The sequence below is a fragment of the Desulfovibrio sp. 7SRBS1 genome, from assembly GCF_049723905.1.
Taxonomy (GTDB): Bacteria; Desulfobacterota; Desulfovibrionia; order Desulfovibrionales; family Desulfovibrionaceae.
The window spans coordinates 4050306-4065530 of record NZ_JBJKFD010000001.1; the positions used below are offsets into that span (position 1 = coordinate 4050306).

Consider the following 15225-nt stretch of genomic DNA (forward strand, 5'->3'; position numbering starts at 1 on the left):
ACGGGTTGCCAAATCCGCAACTTTGGCAACCCGCAATGCGTTAGTCTTGGACAGACATTAACACCATATTAGAGAAGATAGTACACTGCGGCCAGTCCGGTCAAAGACATGGTGATGGTGTACGGCAGCGCCAGCATGACCATCCGTCCGTAGGAAAGGCGGATGACCGGAGCCAGGGCGCTGGTGAGCAGGAACAGAAAGGCTGCCTGCCCGTTCGGGGTGGCCACGGAGGGGATGTTCGTCCCTGTGTTGATGGCCACTGCCAGCTTGTCGAAGTGATGCATGATGGGACCAACCTGTGCGGCAACGGCCTGAGGCAGTGTTGCCAGTACGTCGGCACGCGCCACATGGGCATCGGTCAGCTTGTCCATAAGGGCCTGGCCGGTCATGCCGATGCCGGGAATGGCATCCAGAACGTGGACGAAGTGCATCTTGGTCTCGGAAATGTAGACTGTGGCCACAAATACGTTGTCTGAAATGGAGGAAAGAATGCCGTTGGCAATGTAGTAGGCAACGAGCTGGCTCTGCCCCTTGAGGCTGAGCACGAAACCGATGATAGGTGCGAACAGCTGTTGGGAATGAATGACGGCCACAATGGAGAAAAAGACGACCAGCAGTGCGGTAAAGGGCAGCGCCTCTTCAAAGGCATGGCCCAGGCGGCTTTCTTCCACCACGCCGGTCAGGGATGTCAGCAGAATGATGACGGAAAGACCGATAAGGCCGACGGCGGCGAGGTGCAATGCCAGAGCCACAACCAGCCAGATGCCTGCACAGGCCTGGATGATGAGCTTCACCTTGCCCGCATCGCCCTGTTTTTCTTCCAGTTGAACTGCGGTTTCAAGGAGGAAGGAGCGGATATTTCCCGGGAGTTGGAACCCATAACCAAACAGGTGGAATTGTTCCACGGCCAGGCAGGTCAGCAGGCCGACAACCAGCACGGGCATGGTTACGGGCATGGCATGCAGGAAAAAGGGCACAAAGTGCCAGCCCATTTCACCACCCACCAGCAGGTTTTGCGGTTCGCCCACCAGGGTGCACACGCCACCCAGGGCCGTGCCCACTGCGCCGTGCATCATCAGGTTGCGCAAAAAGCCGCGAAATTCAAGCAATTCCGCCCGTTTGATCTCCTGGACCGCATCGTCATTATTGAGGTCGTGACTATCCGTTGCGGAGTGGCCGGATACATAGCGGTGGTAGACGTTGTAGAAACCGAAAGCCACGGCCATGATAACCGCGGTTACTGTGAGGGCGTCGAGAAAAGCGGAGAGAAAGGCACCTGCCAGACAGAACAGCAGGGCGATCATCTTTTTGGAACGGATGCGTACCAGGATGCGGGTAAAGGTGAACTGCAGGAAGTCCTTCATGAAGTAAATGCCCGCAACCATGAAGATAAGCAGCAAGATGACTTCGAAGTTTTTGTTTGCTTCGTGATAAATGGTCTCGGGGCTTGTCATACCCAGAAATACGGCTTCAATAGCCAGCAGCCCGCCCGCGGGGAGGGGGTAGCACTTGAGGGCCATGGCCAACGTGAAGATGAATTCGGCAATGAGTGCCCAACCGGCGATGAACGGACCGGCAGTGAACATGAGGATTGGGTTGAGAATGAGAAACCCCAGAATGACTTGCTTGTACCATACCGGGGCGCTACCGAGAAACGTCTGGACAAAGGTTTTAGTAAGTGAAGTTTTCATTTTCGCCTCGTTACAATGTAAACAGGAAAGCGCCACATACGAAAAGCGCAACAACGCGGATCGTATTTCGTGGCGCACCAATGGGTTACGATGTTACTGTGTCTCGTTTGCGTCAAGCTTCATTTCGGGGATATCAAAAAAAACGGTGCCGATTGGAATTCGGCACCGTTTTACCGTTTTTAGTAAAAGGTCATGAGTGCGGCGATCATCACGACCATGTAGATCACGGTCATGCCTGCGCCGCTACGGACGTAGTCTATGGTACGGTATCCCCCCGGACGCATGATCAGAGCGTTCACCTGATGTGTCGGCAGGACGAATGTATTGGACGCCGCGACCGCTACAGTCAGGGCGGCCACACGCGGATCGACACCCGCGTTGATAGCCATGTTCATGGACAGTGGTACAAGCAGTACTGTCGCGCCCACATTGGATGCCACCAGCGTGAAGAACGAGGTGAGAATGCCGATGACCGTAAGCAGCAGCACGGGCGAAGGCGTGCCTAACGCCGCCATGATGGTATCGGCAATGAACTTGGCCGCGCCCGTATTTTCAAAGGCCATGCCCAGGGGGATGAGCCCGCCCAGCAGGAATACGGTCATCCAGTCCACGGACTGGTAGGCCTCGTCGATGGTCAGCACCTTGGTAAGCACCATGCCCAGCGCGCCCGTAAGCAGGGCAATGGAAAGCTGGACGTGGAAACCGAGGATCATGACCAGCGAAATGGCCAGCCACATCAGCGCAACCTTTGCCTTTTCCGTGCGCAGCAGCTCGCCCTTGACGCTTTCCGTAAAGACCAGGTCCGGCAGTCCCTTGAGCATGTGGAACATTTCCCAGCGGCCGTGCAGCAGCAGGGCGTCGCCGGAACGGATGACAATGTCGCTCAGTCCGGAAACAAAGATCTTGTCGCCCCGGAAAATGGCCAGGGGAGAGACCTGAAAGCGTTTGCGGATGCGCAGCTCCCCCAGTGTGGTGTCCACCAGCTCGGAGCGCGGCGTGACCAGCCCTTCCATAATTCCCGCGTTGTTGGGCGAGAGTTCCTCGGCAAAGGTGGTCAGTTCCGGTTGCAGGGCCCAGCCCATGTCTTCGGCCAGGTGCTCCACGAATTCCTCGGGACCGACCACCACCAGATGGTCGCCCGCCATGATGGTTTCGTCGGATTCCGGGGCAAAGATGTGGACCTTTCCGCCATCCCGGGCAATGGCCACTAGGGTACAGAAGTAGATGGGCCGCAGTTCCAGGGCGTGCAGCGGATCGCTCCGCTCCCAGTTGGTGGGAACGTGCAGCTCGAACATGGAACCCACATTGCTGTAGGTATGGGCCAGCACAGAGGACATGGGGCCGGAGTTTTCATCCTCGGCCCGGTTGGGCAGGATGAACCTGCCAAAGATGATGAAGTAGGTAAGTGCGGCCGCTACCAGCACCAGGCCCACAGGGGTGACGCTGAACAGGCCGAAGGGTTCGTAATGGGTGCCGCCCACGACCATGAGGTCGTTGAGCAGAATGAGCGGGCTGGAGCCCACCAGGGTGAGACAGCCGCCGATGATGGCGCAAAAGCCCATGGGCATGAGAAGCCGTCCCACGGGCACGCCGGTTTGGTTGCCAATGCGTTTTGCCGCCGGAAGGAAGAGTGCGGCGGCTCCGATGTTTTGCATGAAACCGGAGATGATGGCTACGGTTCCGGAGATGAGCGTCATTATGCGGGATTCGCTTTTGCCGGAAAATCGCAGGATGACGCGGGCCAGGGAGTTCATCACGCCGGTTTTGTCCAGCCCGGCGCCTATGATGATGACGGCAATAATGGAAACGACCGCGTTACTGCTCAGGCCGCTGATGGCCTGTTTGGGGGTAACGAGGCCAAGCAGGGGAAGAATAACCATCATTATGATGCCAACTACATCTACCCGGACCCACTCGAAGATGAACAGCAGCACAGCGAAGAGGAGCACGGCCATAACCGTGATGATTTCTGGGGTCATGTATAATCCTTAGCGATCGTGAGTCTATTCGTTGCAGGCGTGCGGCCTACTTGGCCCGCAACGTGGCCCGGGTGTAGACGGGGATGACCTTCTTGTTTTTGCACACGGCGGCGGCGTCGTCCATAACATAACGGAACGTGGCGTCTGCCTGGTACATCTCGTCAATAACCTTTGCCTCGGCTCCCTGGCGCACTTCGTGCGCAAAGTGCAGACCTGCGGCATTCGCCTTGGTCTCGAATCGCTGGATGTTGGTCCGGGCGGTAACCTGGAATTCGTCGTAGCTGGTTCCCTTTTCGTCGAGGTTCAAAGCAACCAGGGCACTGCGTGTTTTGCAGGCCATGTCGATGGCGTAGTTGATTACGCCGCTGGAAAATTCATTCCCTTTGCACACAACAAGAATTTTGCATTGCGGGCGCTCGGCCCGTTGCGTTTTGCAAACGTCCTCGGCAAGAGCAGTGTTTGTGGTGGGGGAATTGCCTCGTGTGAATCTCTGGAAGAATGTCTTCATAGAATGATCTCCTGACTTTCCCGAAAGGTACTGTTCGTGGCCAATAACCCAGGCCCCGACATTACACGTATTGCAGTTCGCTGCAGCCATCCCATCGTAATGCTTGTCCATCCATCCTTTCATGCTATTTAACAGAGCCATGTCTCACTCCCTTTGCGGTTGGAGGTTTTGCGCTGCTGTCACGCCGGGATGTTGAAAAGGCCCATTGCAGGCTTTTTCAAGACAAGACCGCCGACCGACTCGGCGACTAATCTTGGAGCTTTTTCCGCTTTTGAAAAAGCTCCGGCGGACCTACCCAGGGCCGCCTCAGACCGTGTTTGCGGTCTGTTAACCCACCCTTTGAAAATCAAAACGCATGCCAAAAAATGAATATTGCGGAACGTCTTGTAAACACAGGCTTTTCGCTTTTTTTGGGAAAAAGATGGGGAAGGGGCGATTGCACATTGCAACATGAAACGATGTTTTTTGCAGGTTTATGTAAAGTAGATGTTACAGAATGCAACATAGAGAGGCCTATTTACGCCGTTTTTAGGAGGAAAAGGAGGTGGCATTGGGATTTATGCCACCTGCATACTGGCGATAAAATAAAATAATGCTATAAAATATCATTAAAAAACAGTATCTTATTTTGAAAAAGTCGGGTTGGTAAGATTTGTGTGGCAAAAATGTAGGAAGAAAACCATTGTGAAAGGCGTATGTTACATTTTGCAACCTTAACAGGCCAAATCCCGCATGGTACATTACCTCCCGGAGATTACCCTGCATTGCATCCGAGGGCCGCGGCGGATCGGCCCAACCACCGTCTTTTTCCATCGCGACGTCAGCTCCGGGGGAAAGAGGTCTGCGCATTGTAGGGCGCGGACATGGGAAGGGCCCCGAGCTTCTTCCGGCAAGCAACAGCGAATTTTGCGGCCAGCACGAGGGAGGCGACCTTTTATGAGTTGGTTCGGTCTGGGAAGAAAATCTTCGTCCAAGGAACCGGTCCTGCCGGAAAACGCGCCAGCGGGTGAAACCCCACCGGAGGCCGGGCAGGCCCCCAAAGCGGCCCCGCCCTCGGATCGCGACATGCTCCGGGAGCGAGTGGAGTCCTCCGGGCTGCCGACGGAAATCATGGAAACGGCACGGGCCGAGTGTGAACGTTTGTTCCATGCCGATCCATCTTCGCCCGAATACGCCATTGGTTTCAATTATCTCGAATTCATCCTTTCCCTGCCCTGGACGACCACGACCAAGGACGATCTGGACATCGGACGGGCCGAGGTGTTGCTCAATGCGCGCCATTACGGCCTGACCCGCGTAAAGGACCGCATACTGGAATTTTTGGCCGTGAAGAATCTGCGGGGCACGTATACGCCGCACATTCTGCTGGTGGATGACGAGCTCATTGCCAGGGAAAACCTTTCCATTGTCTTTGAGTCGGACGGCTATGACGTAACTGCCGTGGGCAATGGCCTGGAAGCCGTGGAAGCCATGGAAAAGCAGCCCGCGGACATCGTGGTTTCGGACCTGAAGATGGGGGGCATGGACGGCCTGGAACTGCTGGGCGTGCTGCGCAAACGCTGGCCCGACACCAAGGTCATCATGCTGACCGGATACGCCACGGTAAAAACCGCCGTGGCCGCCATGCAGCAGGGCGCGGACCAGTACCTGGGCAAACCCGTCAACCTGACCAAACTGCGCGGCCATGTGCAGGACCTTTTGGAGGAAAGCCGCAGGGCCCAGCATCTGCACGGGCCTGTGCTCTGCTTCACCGGCCCTCCGGGCACGGGCAAGACGTCCATAGGCCGGGCCATTGCCGAGGCCATGGGCCGGGAGTTCTTTCGCCTGAGTCTGGCCGGACTGCGCGACGAAGCCGAACTGCGCGGCCACCGGCGCACCTATGTGGGGGCCATGCCGGGGCGGATTTTGCAAGGGCTGCAAAAGGCCGGTTCCCGCAACCCGGTCATCATGCTCGACGAGATGGACAAGATCGTTCAGGACTTTCAGGGCGACGCCACGGCCGTGCTGCTGGAGCTGCTGGACCCGGAGCAGAATGCCGCTTTTGTGGACCATTATCTGGGCCTGCCGTTCGATCTGTCCGGGGCGTTGTTCATCTGTACCGCCAATATGGTGGAGCGGCTTCCGGCCCCGCTGCGCGACCGGTTGGAAGTGATAGAATTTTCCAGTTACACCCGGAATGAAAAATACGAGATCGCCTCGCGCTATCTGGTGCCCGAGCAGCTGCAGCAGCACGGGCTGGATGAAAAGGTGGTGAACGTGGCACCGGAGGCCATTCGGGCCATCATTACCGAGTACACCCGCGAGGCCGGTCTGCGCGGCCTGCGCAAGCAGCTCGCCTCCCTGTGCCGCAAGCTGGCCCGGCAGGTGCTTTCCGATGGCGGTTCGTCTGTGGCGAACGGCAATGTGGACGCGGCCATGGCGCGCAGCCTTTTGGGGCCTGCTCCGTTTGCATCGAATACGGCCCGCGACGCGGCCAGGGTGGGCCTGTCCACCAGTCTCGTCTGGACCGAGAACGGGGGGGAGATCATCTTTGTGGAAGCGGCGCGCATGCAGGGCAACAAACAGCTGTTGTTGACAGGTTCCCTGGGCGAGGTCCTGCGCGAATCCGCCCAGACAGGGCTGAGCTACATCCGCAGCCATGCCGGGGATTACGGCATCAGCCCGGATTTTTTCGAAACCTCGGACATCCATGTTCATATCCCGGCCGGAGCGGTCAGCAAGGAAGGGCCGTCCGCCGGAGTGTCCATCACCCTGGCCCTGCTTTCCCTGCTTACCGGGCGGCCAGCCCGGCAGGACGTGGCCTCCACCGGGGAACTCTCTCTGCTGGGCGAGGTGCTGCCCGTGGGCGGGGTGCGGGAAAAGCTCATGGCTGCACAGCAGGCCGGAATAGGCGTGGTTATTCTGCCCAGGGGCTGCGAATCCGTGCTGGCGACCATAGAGGACGAGGTGTTGCGGGAGCTTGATGTCCGGCTGGTTTCGGACATGCGCGAGGCTGCGGAGATTGCGCTCATGCCGTCGGCCTGATGCCCAAGCCAACGTATTTGGGGAAGACCGGGACCTGAAAAAACGGTTTTCAGGTTCGCCATCCGTTCGGCGTGGTCCTTATTCCAGATTGTACTTTTTGATTTTCCGCCACAGGGAAACGCGGTCGATGCCCAGAATGTGGGCCGCCTGTTTTTTGTTACCGCCCGAAGCGGCCAGAACCTTGCGGATGTGGGCCTCTTCCAGCTCTTCCAGTGACGGGAGCGGGTCTTCATCCTGTGTGGTGCAGACGTCGGCAGGCAGCAGGTCGGGCGTGAAGGCGGTTCCCTGGCCCAGGGCCAAGGCCCGCTGCACGATGTTTTCCAGCTCCCGCACGTTGCCGGGAAAGGGATAGCGCATCAGGATGTCCAGGGTGTCCTGGTCTATGGACGTCACGGTCTGGCCGGGCTGGCGGTGTTTTTCCAGAAAGTGGCCTATCAGGATGGGAATGTCTTCCCTGTGGTCGCGCAGTGGGGGGGCCTGCAGGGTGACCACGTTGAGCCGGTAGTAGAGGTCCTGGCGGAATTCGCCTTTGTCCACCAGCTCCTTCAAATCGCAGTTGGTGGCGGCTATCACCCGGATGTCCACGGAAATTTCCTTTGTTCCGCCCACACGCAAAAAGTTTCTTTCCTGCAGCACGCGCAGGAGTTTCACCTGCATGTTCAGAGGCAGTTCGCTGATCTCGTCGAAAAACACGGTGCCGCCGTCGGCCACCTCCAGTATGCCCTGCTGGCCGCGTTGGGCTCCGGTAAAGGCCTCTTTTTCGTGGCCGAAGAGTTCCTTGTCCATAAGTTCGGCCGTGAAGGTGCCGCAGTTGATGGCCATGAAACGCTCGTCGGCCCGCTGGCTGAGCTGGTGGATGCCTTGGGCCAGAAGCTCCTTGCCCGTGCCGGTTTCGCCCTGGATGAGCACGTTGCAGTCCATTTGGGCCAGTTGGCGCACGGTCTTCTTGAGCTGGGTGTAATCGTCGCTTTGGCCCACCATGGGAAAATCTCTCTTGCCCTGGGCAATGATCCTGCGCAGGCGCAGGACTTCCTCGGAAAGGGCCTGCTGTTCCAGGGCCTTGGCCACCTGAAGCCGCAGTTCGTCCAGGTCCAGAGGCTTGGCAATGTACGAGTGCGCGCCTTTCTGCATGGCCTGCACCGCGCTGGGAACCGTGGCGTGGCCCGTTACCATGATGACCATGGTGGAAGGGTGGCGCGCCCTGGTCCGTTCCAGCAGGTGGACGCCGTCGGCTCCGGGGAGCATCAGGTCCGTGATGACCAGTTCGTACCCGTTTTTTTCAATCTCGCGCAGGCCTTCTTCTGCCGAAGCCACGGCCCGGACGTTGTAGCCCTCGGCCGAGAGCACCAGCACCAGATTTTCGCGGGCTATGCGCTCGTCTTCCACAACCAGGATGGAGGGGGTGCTCATGCCGTTGCTCCGGCGGGGAGGGGCAGGCGGATGAAAAATGTGGTGCCCTGTCCCGGCTTGCTTTCCACGCGGATGGCGCCCCGGTGTTTCTCAATGATGCCGTAGACGATGTACAGGCCCAGCCCCGTGCCCTGACCGACTTCCTTGGTGGAAAAGAAGGGATCGAAAATGCGTTGCAGGGTGTCCGGGGACATGCCCGCCCCGGTATCGGCAATGGATATGACGGCATCGTTTTCCACCTGCCTGCCGTGGATGTCTATGGCCCCTTCGTTGTCGCCTATGGCCTGGGTGGCGTTGATGAGCAGGTTGATGAAGGCTTCCTGCAGACGTTGCTGGTCCACGTTCAGGACCAGCTCTTCGGGCACATCCACGTTCAGGGCTATTTTTGCCCCAACCTGGCTGGAGACCAGCCGCACCGCACCATTGACCACCGAGCCCAGAGTGCAGGGCGCGGGGGCGAAATCCTGATGGCGGGAAAATTCCAGCAGTCCCTTGACGATGTCCCTGGCCCGCAGGGTTTCCTGCAGGATGTTGCCGGTCATTTTGTCGGCAAACTCACCGGCATTGGTGTTGTTTTGGGCCAGCAGCTGGACCGAGGTGGAAATGTTGTTGAGCGGATTGTTGAGCTGGTGGGCAATGCCCGAGGCCAGGGTGCCGATGGAGGAGAGTTTTTGCGCCTGCACCAGCTGAATCTGGCGTTTTTGCAATTCTTCCACCATGGAGTTCAAAGCCACGAAGACCTGTTCGATCTCGTCATGGGCATTGGTGATGGGCAGTGGAACAAAGGTGCCTCTGGCGATTTGGCGGGTGGCTTCCTGCACTTTGCCCAGCGGCCGCAGAATACTTTTGGTGACGAACAGGACCAGGGCAAGGACCACCATTGCAATGGTGGCCATGGAAGTGATGAGGGTGAGGCGGAGCTTGCGGTTGATGCCCAGCACGCTTTCGCGTTCCGACTCTGCAATGGCCCGCGAATATTCCACGATGTTCTGCCCTGTTTCACGCAGGGCCTGGGCTGCGGGATGATTTTCCGCAATATCGCCTTTTTCAAAGGCGGCGTTGATTTCGGACAGATGCGCGCCGTAGGCTTCGAGTCCGCGGCGCAGGGTTTCGCCCTGCTGCCTGCCCAACGGCTTGCCGATTTCCCCGTACAGGTTGTTCAGCACGGTCATGGCCTGTTCCAGATTGCTCCGGCCCAGGGAGAAGAGCGCTGTATCGTGGTAGAGAAAGAAGTTTTTCTCTTCGCGCCGGACTTCAAGAATCAGGTTGCGCAGGTCGTCCACGTGTTCGACCAGGGTCACTTCCCGTTCGAGCCGATTGATATTGGAAAGGGAAAGCAGGGCAATGCCGCCAAAGGAAAGCGTGAAAATGACAATGCCGAGAATGATGGTCTGTCTGAGATTCGGTTTGACCATGCGAGGCGTCCTTTCGGTCTGATGGCGGCAGGAGAGAAGGATGGGCCGGAGGCTGGTGGAATCTCCCGCCTTGTGTCGCCGTCAACGGTATGAGCGGTCAGAAATCACATTTTTCAGGTGCGCAGTCCTCCGCAAGGTGCATGGGCGAATTGTGCGGACATCCTACTTGTTTTGCAAAGCGGGGAACCGGACAAGTCCGCCTCCCCGCATTTCAATGCTACATTCCGTCCTGGGCAAAGCGGTTGTGCGCCAGGAACTCGAAAAGTTCGCGCCGCTTGTCGTAGGGCGGAAACTTGAAAAAGGCGGAACCTGTCACCAGTACGTCCGTGCCCGCGTCCACCAGATCGGCCACGTTTTCCGGCGTAACGCCGCCGTCCACCTGGATAAGGGCTTTGGAACCTGCGGCCATGATCATTTCTTTGAGGTCGCGGATCTTCTGCAGGGAGAAGGGGATGAACATCTGCCCGCCAAATCCGGGGTTGACGCTCATGACAAGCACCATGTCCAGCTGGGGCAGCAGGTATTTGATGGCCTCCGGGGGGGTGGCCGGGTTCAGCGCCACGCCGCACTTTACGTTGAGGTCGGAAATCTGCGTAACCACCCGTTCCAGATGGTTGGTGGATTCCGCGTGCACCACCAGCATGTCCGCACCCGCGTCAACGAATTCCGGAATATAGCGCTCGGGCCTGTCAATCATCAGATGACAATCGAAGAACAGGGAGCATTCCTTGCGCATGGCTTTGATGACAGGCGGGCCATACGTGATGTTGGGTACGAAATGGCCGTCCATGACGTCCAGATGCACCCACTTGAGTCCGCCCGCTTCCAGTGCTTTGACTTCTTCGGACAGGCGGCTGAAGTCGGCGGAAAGCAGGGACGGAGAAAGAATGATGTCTTTGCTCATGCGTGAGAAAACCCCTCGAATTTTGAAATCATTATGCTTTTTGATCTTTCATCTTGAAGTCCACCTTGATCTTGTACATTTTTTCCGCAGGCAGGTTCAAGACGTGAATTCCTGTTTTTTCCGTTATTTCCCGGAGACGTCTGGCAACGTATTCCTTGGACTCTCCAATGTAGGTGAACCATACATTGTAGGTGTGACGTCGCTGATAATTGTGGGTTACGCCCACATGCCGGTTGATCTCCGCGGCGAACGCCTCTACCTGGTCCTCGGGGACGCGGGCCGCGCACAGCGTGGAGTGCCAGCCCAGTTTGGTGGACTGGAAATTGGCTCCGATGCGGCGGATGAGGCCGCTATCCTTGAGGGCGCGCACCCTGGCAAGTGTTTCGGCCTCGGTAAGGCCCACCTGTTCGCCAACCGCGGCATAGGGGCGGGAAACCAGGGGAAACCCGGACTGTATGATGTTGAGTATGGCTGCGTCGGTGCTGTCCATCTATTTATCCTTTTTCGATTCCAGCAATTGGGCCTTTTTCGGCTGGTAGGAGCACAGGGGTTCCTCTTCCAGGTAATGGCCGCGCATGGTCTGGGCGCGGGCGCGGCATCCGCCGCATACACGCTCGTATTCACATACACCGCATTTGCCTTTGTAGCAATCCGGGTTGCGAAATTCATTGAAAGGAACCGACTTGCGCCAGATTTCCGGGAACGGGGTTTCCTTGGTCTGTCCACAGTCCAGGTCCAGGTAGCCGCAGGGCTGCACCTGCCCGGTATGGGAAATGAAGCAGAAGCCCACGCCGCCCAGACAGCCGCGGCTTACGGCATCCAGGCCGAAGTTCTCGAAGGTGACGGGAATGCCGTCTTCCTTGGCCCGCTGCCGCAAAATGCGGTGGTAGTGCGGGGCGCAGGTGGCCTTGAGCTGCATGTCCGTGGTCTTCTGAAAATCGTAGAACCAGTTGAGCACGTTCTCGTACTCGTCGGCGGAAATGACCTGGGCCCCGAGTTCCGAGGCGCGGCCCGTGGGCACCAGCAGAAAGATGTGCCAGGCCGATGCGCCGAGGTCTTCGGCCAGGTGAAAGATGTCCTTGAACATGGACAGGTTGTTGCGCGTAACCGTGGTGTTCAGCTGAAATTCGATGCCCGCATCCTTGAGGTACTGGATGCCCTGCATGGATTTTTCAAACGCGCCGGGCACGCCGCGGAATTCGTCGTGGTTGGCGGCGTCGGCCGCGTCGATGGAAATGGAGCAGCGTTCTATGCCTACTTCCTTCATCAGCCGTGCGGTTTCGGGGGTGATGAGCGTGCCGTTGGGAGCCATGACGCAGCGCAGTCCCAGCGATTTGGCATGGCGGACCAGTTCCGGCCAGTCCTTGCGCATAAGGGGTTCACCGCCCGTGAATATGATGATGGGGTTGCCCACATCGGGGAAGGTGTCGATGAGCGCCTTGGCTTCCTCTGTGGTCAGCTCTCCGGGATAGGGCTCCAGATGCGCCTCGGCCCTGCAGTGCTTGCAGGCCAGGTTGCAGGAGCGGGTGATTTCCCAGGCAATGAGGCGGCAGGCGGGCGAGCCGTCTTCCAGTTTCATCACGGGCTTTTTTTCGCTGCCCGGATGGCCGTGGGGGTGGCCTTTGGCATGTCCGCCAGGATGTTCTGCGGGATGCCCGCTTTGGGCATGGGGGTGTTGGTGCATATGTCAGGCTCCGCCCCGTCCTCCCGGCCCTCCCCGGCAGATGTGCGGGGGGAGGGCGGAGGCAGGGGAGGTTATTTTTTGTTCAGCAGTTCCAGCGCCGTTTCCGTAAAGTAGGTCAGGATGATGTCCGCCCCGGCCCGCTTGATGGCTATCAGCGATTCCCACATGACCTTTTCCTCGTCTATCCAGCCAAGCTGTCCGGCGGCTTTGATCATGGAGTACTCGCCGCTCACCTGATAGGCGGCAATGGGCGCGGCAAAGTTGTCGCGCAGGGTGCGGATGACATCCAGGTAGGCACCGGCGGGTTTGACCATCAGCATGTCCGCGCCTTCCAGCATGTCGGCCTCGGCTTCGCGCAGGCCTTCCCTGGCATTGGCCGGGTCCATCTGGTGCGACTTGCGGTCTCCGAATTTGGGTGCGCCTTCCGCGGCTTCGCGGAACGGACCGTACAGGGCCGAGGCGTATTTGACCGCATAGGACATGATGGGAACGTTGGTGAACCCTTCCAGGTCCAGAGCCTCGCGGATGACGGCCACGCGTCCGTCCATCATGTCGGACGGGGCAATGATGTCGGCTCCGGCCCGTGCCTGGGACACCGCGGTTTTGGCCAGCAGTTCCAGGGTGGGGTCGTTGACTATCTCTTCGCCCTGCACCAGGCCGCAATGGCCGTGCGAGGTGTATTCGCAAAGGCAGGTGTCGGCCACCACGCACAGGTCGGGATGCGCATCCTTGAGCGCCCGCATGGCCTGCTGCACAATGCCGTCGTCGGCATATGCCTGGGAGGCTTGCGGGTCCTTGTGGGCCGGTATGCCGAACAGCATGCAGGAGTTCATGCCGTTGTCCACGGCCTTGCCCACCCGTTCCAGCAGTTTGGGAATGGAAAGCTGGAACTGCCCCGGCATGGAGCTGATGGGCTTGGCGAACGACGTGTCGTCCGTTTCCGCCACAAAGTAGGGCATGATCAGATTGCGCGCTTCAATGGAGGTTTCCGCCACCATGCTGCGTATGGCGGGTGTCATGCGCAGGCGGCGTCCTCTGAAAAAATCCATGGTGTGCTCCTCGAATTCGCGGCACGCCGCAAACGTATCCGCCGCAGCGGACGTTCGCGGGCGTCGGATTTAATCGTCGCAGGCGCAGGCCTGCTGAGCCAGCGTGCCTTTGCTGATGACCGGTTCGCCTGCAATTTCCTCGTCTGTGAGGTAGCAGGCCGGGTCCTGTGCCCATATGTCGCCGTAGAATGCCTCGGCGCGCGACCGGAAGTTGCCGGCGCAGATGTCCAGAAAGCGACATTTGGTGCAACGGCCCTTCACGTAGGGCTTTTTGTTCTTGAGCTTGTGCAGCAGTTCGATGTTCGGGTCGTCCCAGATTTCCGAGAACGGACGTTCCAGCACGTTGCCGAATGTGTGGTGGCGCCAGAACTGGTCGGCATGGACCTTTCCGTCCCAGGAAATACAGCCGATGCCGCGTCCGGTGCTGTTGCCCTCGTTCCAGGACAGCAGTTCCAGCACTTCCTCGGCGCGTTTGGGATCTTCCTTGAGCAGGCGCAGCCAAACAAGGGGGCCGTCCGCGTGGTTGTCCACGGTCAGGACTTCCTTTTCATTGCCCTTGTCGAACTGGGCCTTGGTCAGGTCGATGATCTGATGCACCGTGGCGCGGGTTTCCTCGTGGGAGAGGTCTTCCTTTATCAGTTCGGAACCGCGTCCGGAATAGACCAGGTGGTAAAAACAGATGCGGGGAATTTCCAGATCTTCGAGCACCTGGAACAGGGTGGGGATTTCCTGTGCGTTGCGCTTGTTGATGGTGAAGCGCAGCCCCACCTTGAGGCCTTCGGCCTTACAGTTCTCTATGCCTTGGATGGCTTTTTTATATGCGCCGGATACGCCGCGAAAGCGGTCGTGGATTTCTTCTCCGCCGTCCATGGAAATACCCACGTAGGAAAGGCCGACTTCCTTGAGTTCCTTGGCCTTTTCGCGGGTAATCAGGGTGCCGTTGGTGGAGATGACGGCCCGCATGCCTTTGTCCGTGGCGTGCTGGGCAAGTTCCACCAGGTCCTTGCGCACCAGGGGTTCGCCGCCGGAAAAGAGCATGACCGGCGCACCGTAGGCGGCCAGGTCGTCAATAAGGGCCTTGCCCTGTTCGGTGGAAATTTCATCCTTGCCGTCCGGGTCCACGGCCTGGGCATAGCAGTGCACGCAGCGCAGGTTGCAGCGGCGGGTCGAGTTCCAGACCACCACCGGTTTCTTGTCTTTGGAAAATTGCAGCAGATGCGACGGCAGCTTGCCGGATTCGCGGCCATAACGCAGAGCATCCGAGGGTTCCACGGAACCACAATATAGTTTCGATATACCTATCATGTAAGAATGATTCCTCCCGAGAAGTTTGGAGTCCGAGGCATAGCACAAAGCGATTTGGTTGAACAGGGCCGGGCGTGCGGGCGGAAAAATCATCTTTCCTTATATTTCCTACTGGTTTGGTCGTTAACTGGTGAGTCGGAAAAAAGTTCAGTATGGGGCGGCTGTTTTTTTATGGACCGCACAAGAGTTCAAGAGGGAAGGGCGGCGTGTTTCGAGTGTAGTTGGGGCTTTTCAGTGATTGCTTGGTACGGATTGG

11 protein-coding genes are annotated in these 15225 nt (G+C 58.4%); 1 reads left to right on the plus strand and 10 read right to left on the minus strand.

What is annotated here, in order from left to right:
• Positions 1-68: 68 nt before the first annotated feature.
• The 3 genes from nhaB to ACI0FJ_RS17885 form a co-directional block, all read right to left on the minus strand.
• Positions 69-1691, minus strand: coding sequence for a sodium/proton antiporter NhaB (gene nhaB, locus ACI0FJ_RS17875; protein WP_424305646.1), 1623 nt, complete (start codon positions 1689-1691; stop codon positions 69-71).
• Positions 1692-1870: 179 nt separating this feature from the next.
• Entirely contained in the window at positions 1871-3670 is a 1800-nt protein-coding gene (locus tag ACI0FJ_RS17880) for an SLC13 family permease (RefSeq protein ID WP_424305648.1), read from the minus strand.
• A gap of 46 nt (positions 3671-3716) precedes the next feature.
• Positions 3717-4178, minus strand: coding sequence for a universal stress protein (locus ACI0FJ_RS17885; RefSeq protein ID WP_424305650.1), 462 nt, complete (start codon positions 4176-4178; stop codon positions 3717-3719).
• Between the two features lie 936 nt (positions 4179-5114).
• Here ACI0FJ_RS17885 and ACI0FJ_RS17890 point away from each other — a divergent pair.
• The gene (locus tag ACI0FJ_RS17890) at positions 5115-7202 is read left to right on the plus strand and encodes a S16 family serine protease (protein ID WP_424305652.1); all 2088 of its coding nucleotides are present in this window, start codon (positions 5115-5117) and stop codon (positions 7200-7202) included.
• 78 nt (positions 7203-7280) lie between these two features.
• Here the strand turns inward: ACI0FJ_RS17890 and ACI0FJ_RS17895 are convergent, their stop codons facing one another.
• The 7 genes from ACI0FJ_RS17895 to ahbC form a co-directional block, all read right to left on the minus strand.
• Positions 7281-8612 carry a sigma-54-dependent transcriptional regulator gene (locus ACI0FJ_RS17895; RefSeq protein WP_424305654.1) on the minus strand — a complete coding sequence of 444 codons (1332 nt, stop codon included), beginning with the start codon at positions 8610-8612 and terminating at the stop codon, positions 7281-7283.
• Complete coding sequence (locus ACI0FJ_RS17900; protein WP_424305656.1) at positions 8609-10027, minus strand: sensor histidine kinase; 1419 nt, start codon at positions 10025-10027, stop codon at positions 8609-8611. The genes ACI0FJ_RS17895 and ACI0FJ_RS17900 overlap by 4 nt, the downstream gene beginning before the upstream one ends.
• A 217-nt stretch (positions 10028-10244) precedes the next feature.
• A complete protein-coding gene (gene rpe / locus ACI0FJ_RS17905) occupies positions 10245-10931 on the minus strand; it encodes a ribulose-phosphate 3-epimerase (protein ID WP_424305658.1) in 687 nt (228 codons plus the stop codon).
• 31 nt (positions 10932-10962) lie between these two features.
• Positions 10963-11421 carry an AsnC family transcriptional regulator gene (locus ACI0FJ_RS17910; RefSeq protein WP_424305660.1) on the minus strand — a complete coding sequence of 153 codons (459 nt, stop codon included), beginning with the start codon at positions 11419-11421 and terminating at the stop codon, positions 10963-10965.
• Entirely contained in the window at positions 11422-12615 is a 1194-nt protein-coding gene (gene ahbD, locus ACI0FJ_RS17915; protein ID WP_424305662.1) for a heme b synthase, read from the minus strand. It abuts the gene before it with no gap.
• 71 nt (positions 12616-12686) lie between these two features.
• Complete coding sequence (gene hemB, locus ACI0FJ_RS17920; RefSeq protein ID WP_424305664.1) at positions 12687-13664, minus strand: porphobilinogen synthase; 978 nt, start codon at positions 13662-13664, stop codon at positions 12687-12689.
• A 69-nt stretch (positions 13665-13733) separates the two neighbouring features.
• Positions 13734-14969, minus strand: coding sequence for a 12,18-didecarboxysiroheme deacetylase (ahbC, locus tag ACI0FJ_RS17925; protein WP_424305666.1), 1236 nt, complete (start codon positions 14967-14969; stop codon positions 13734-13736).
• Positions 14970-15225: the final 256 nt, after the last annotated feature.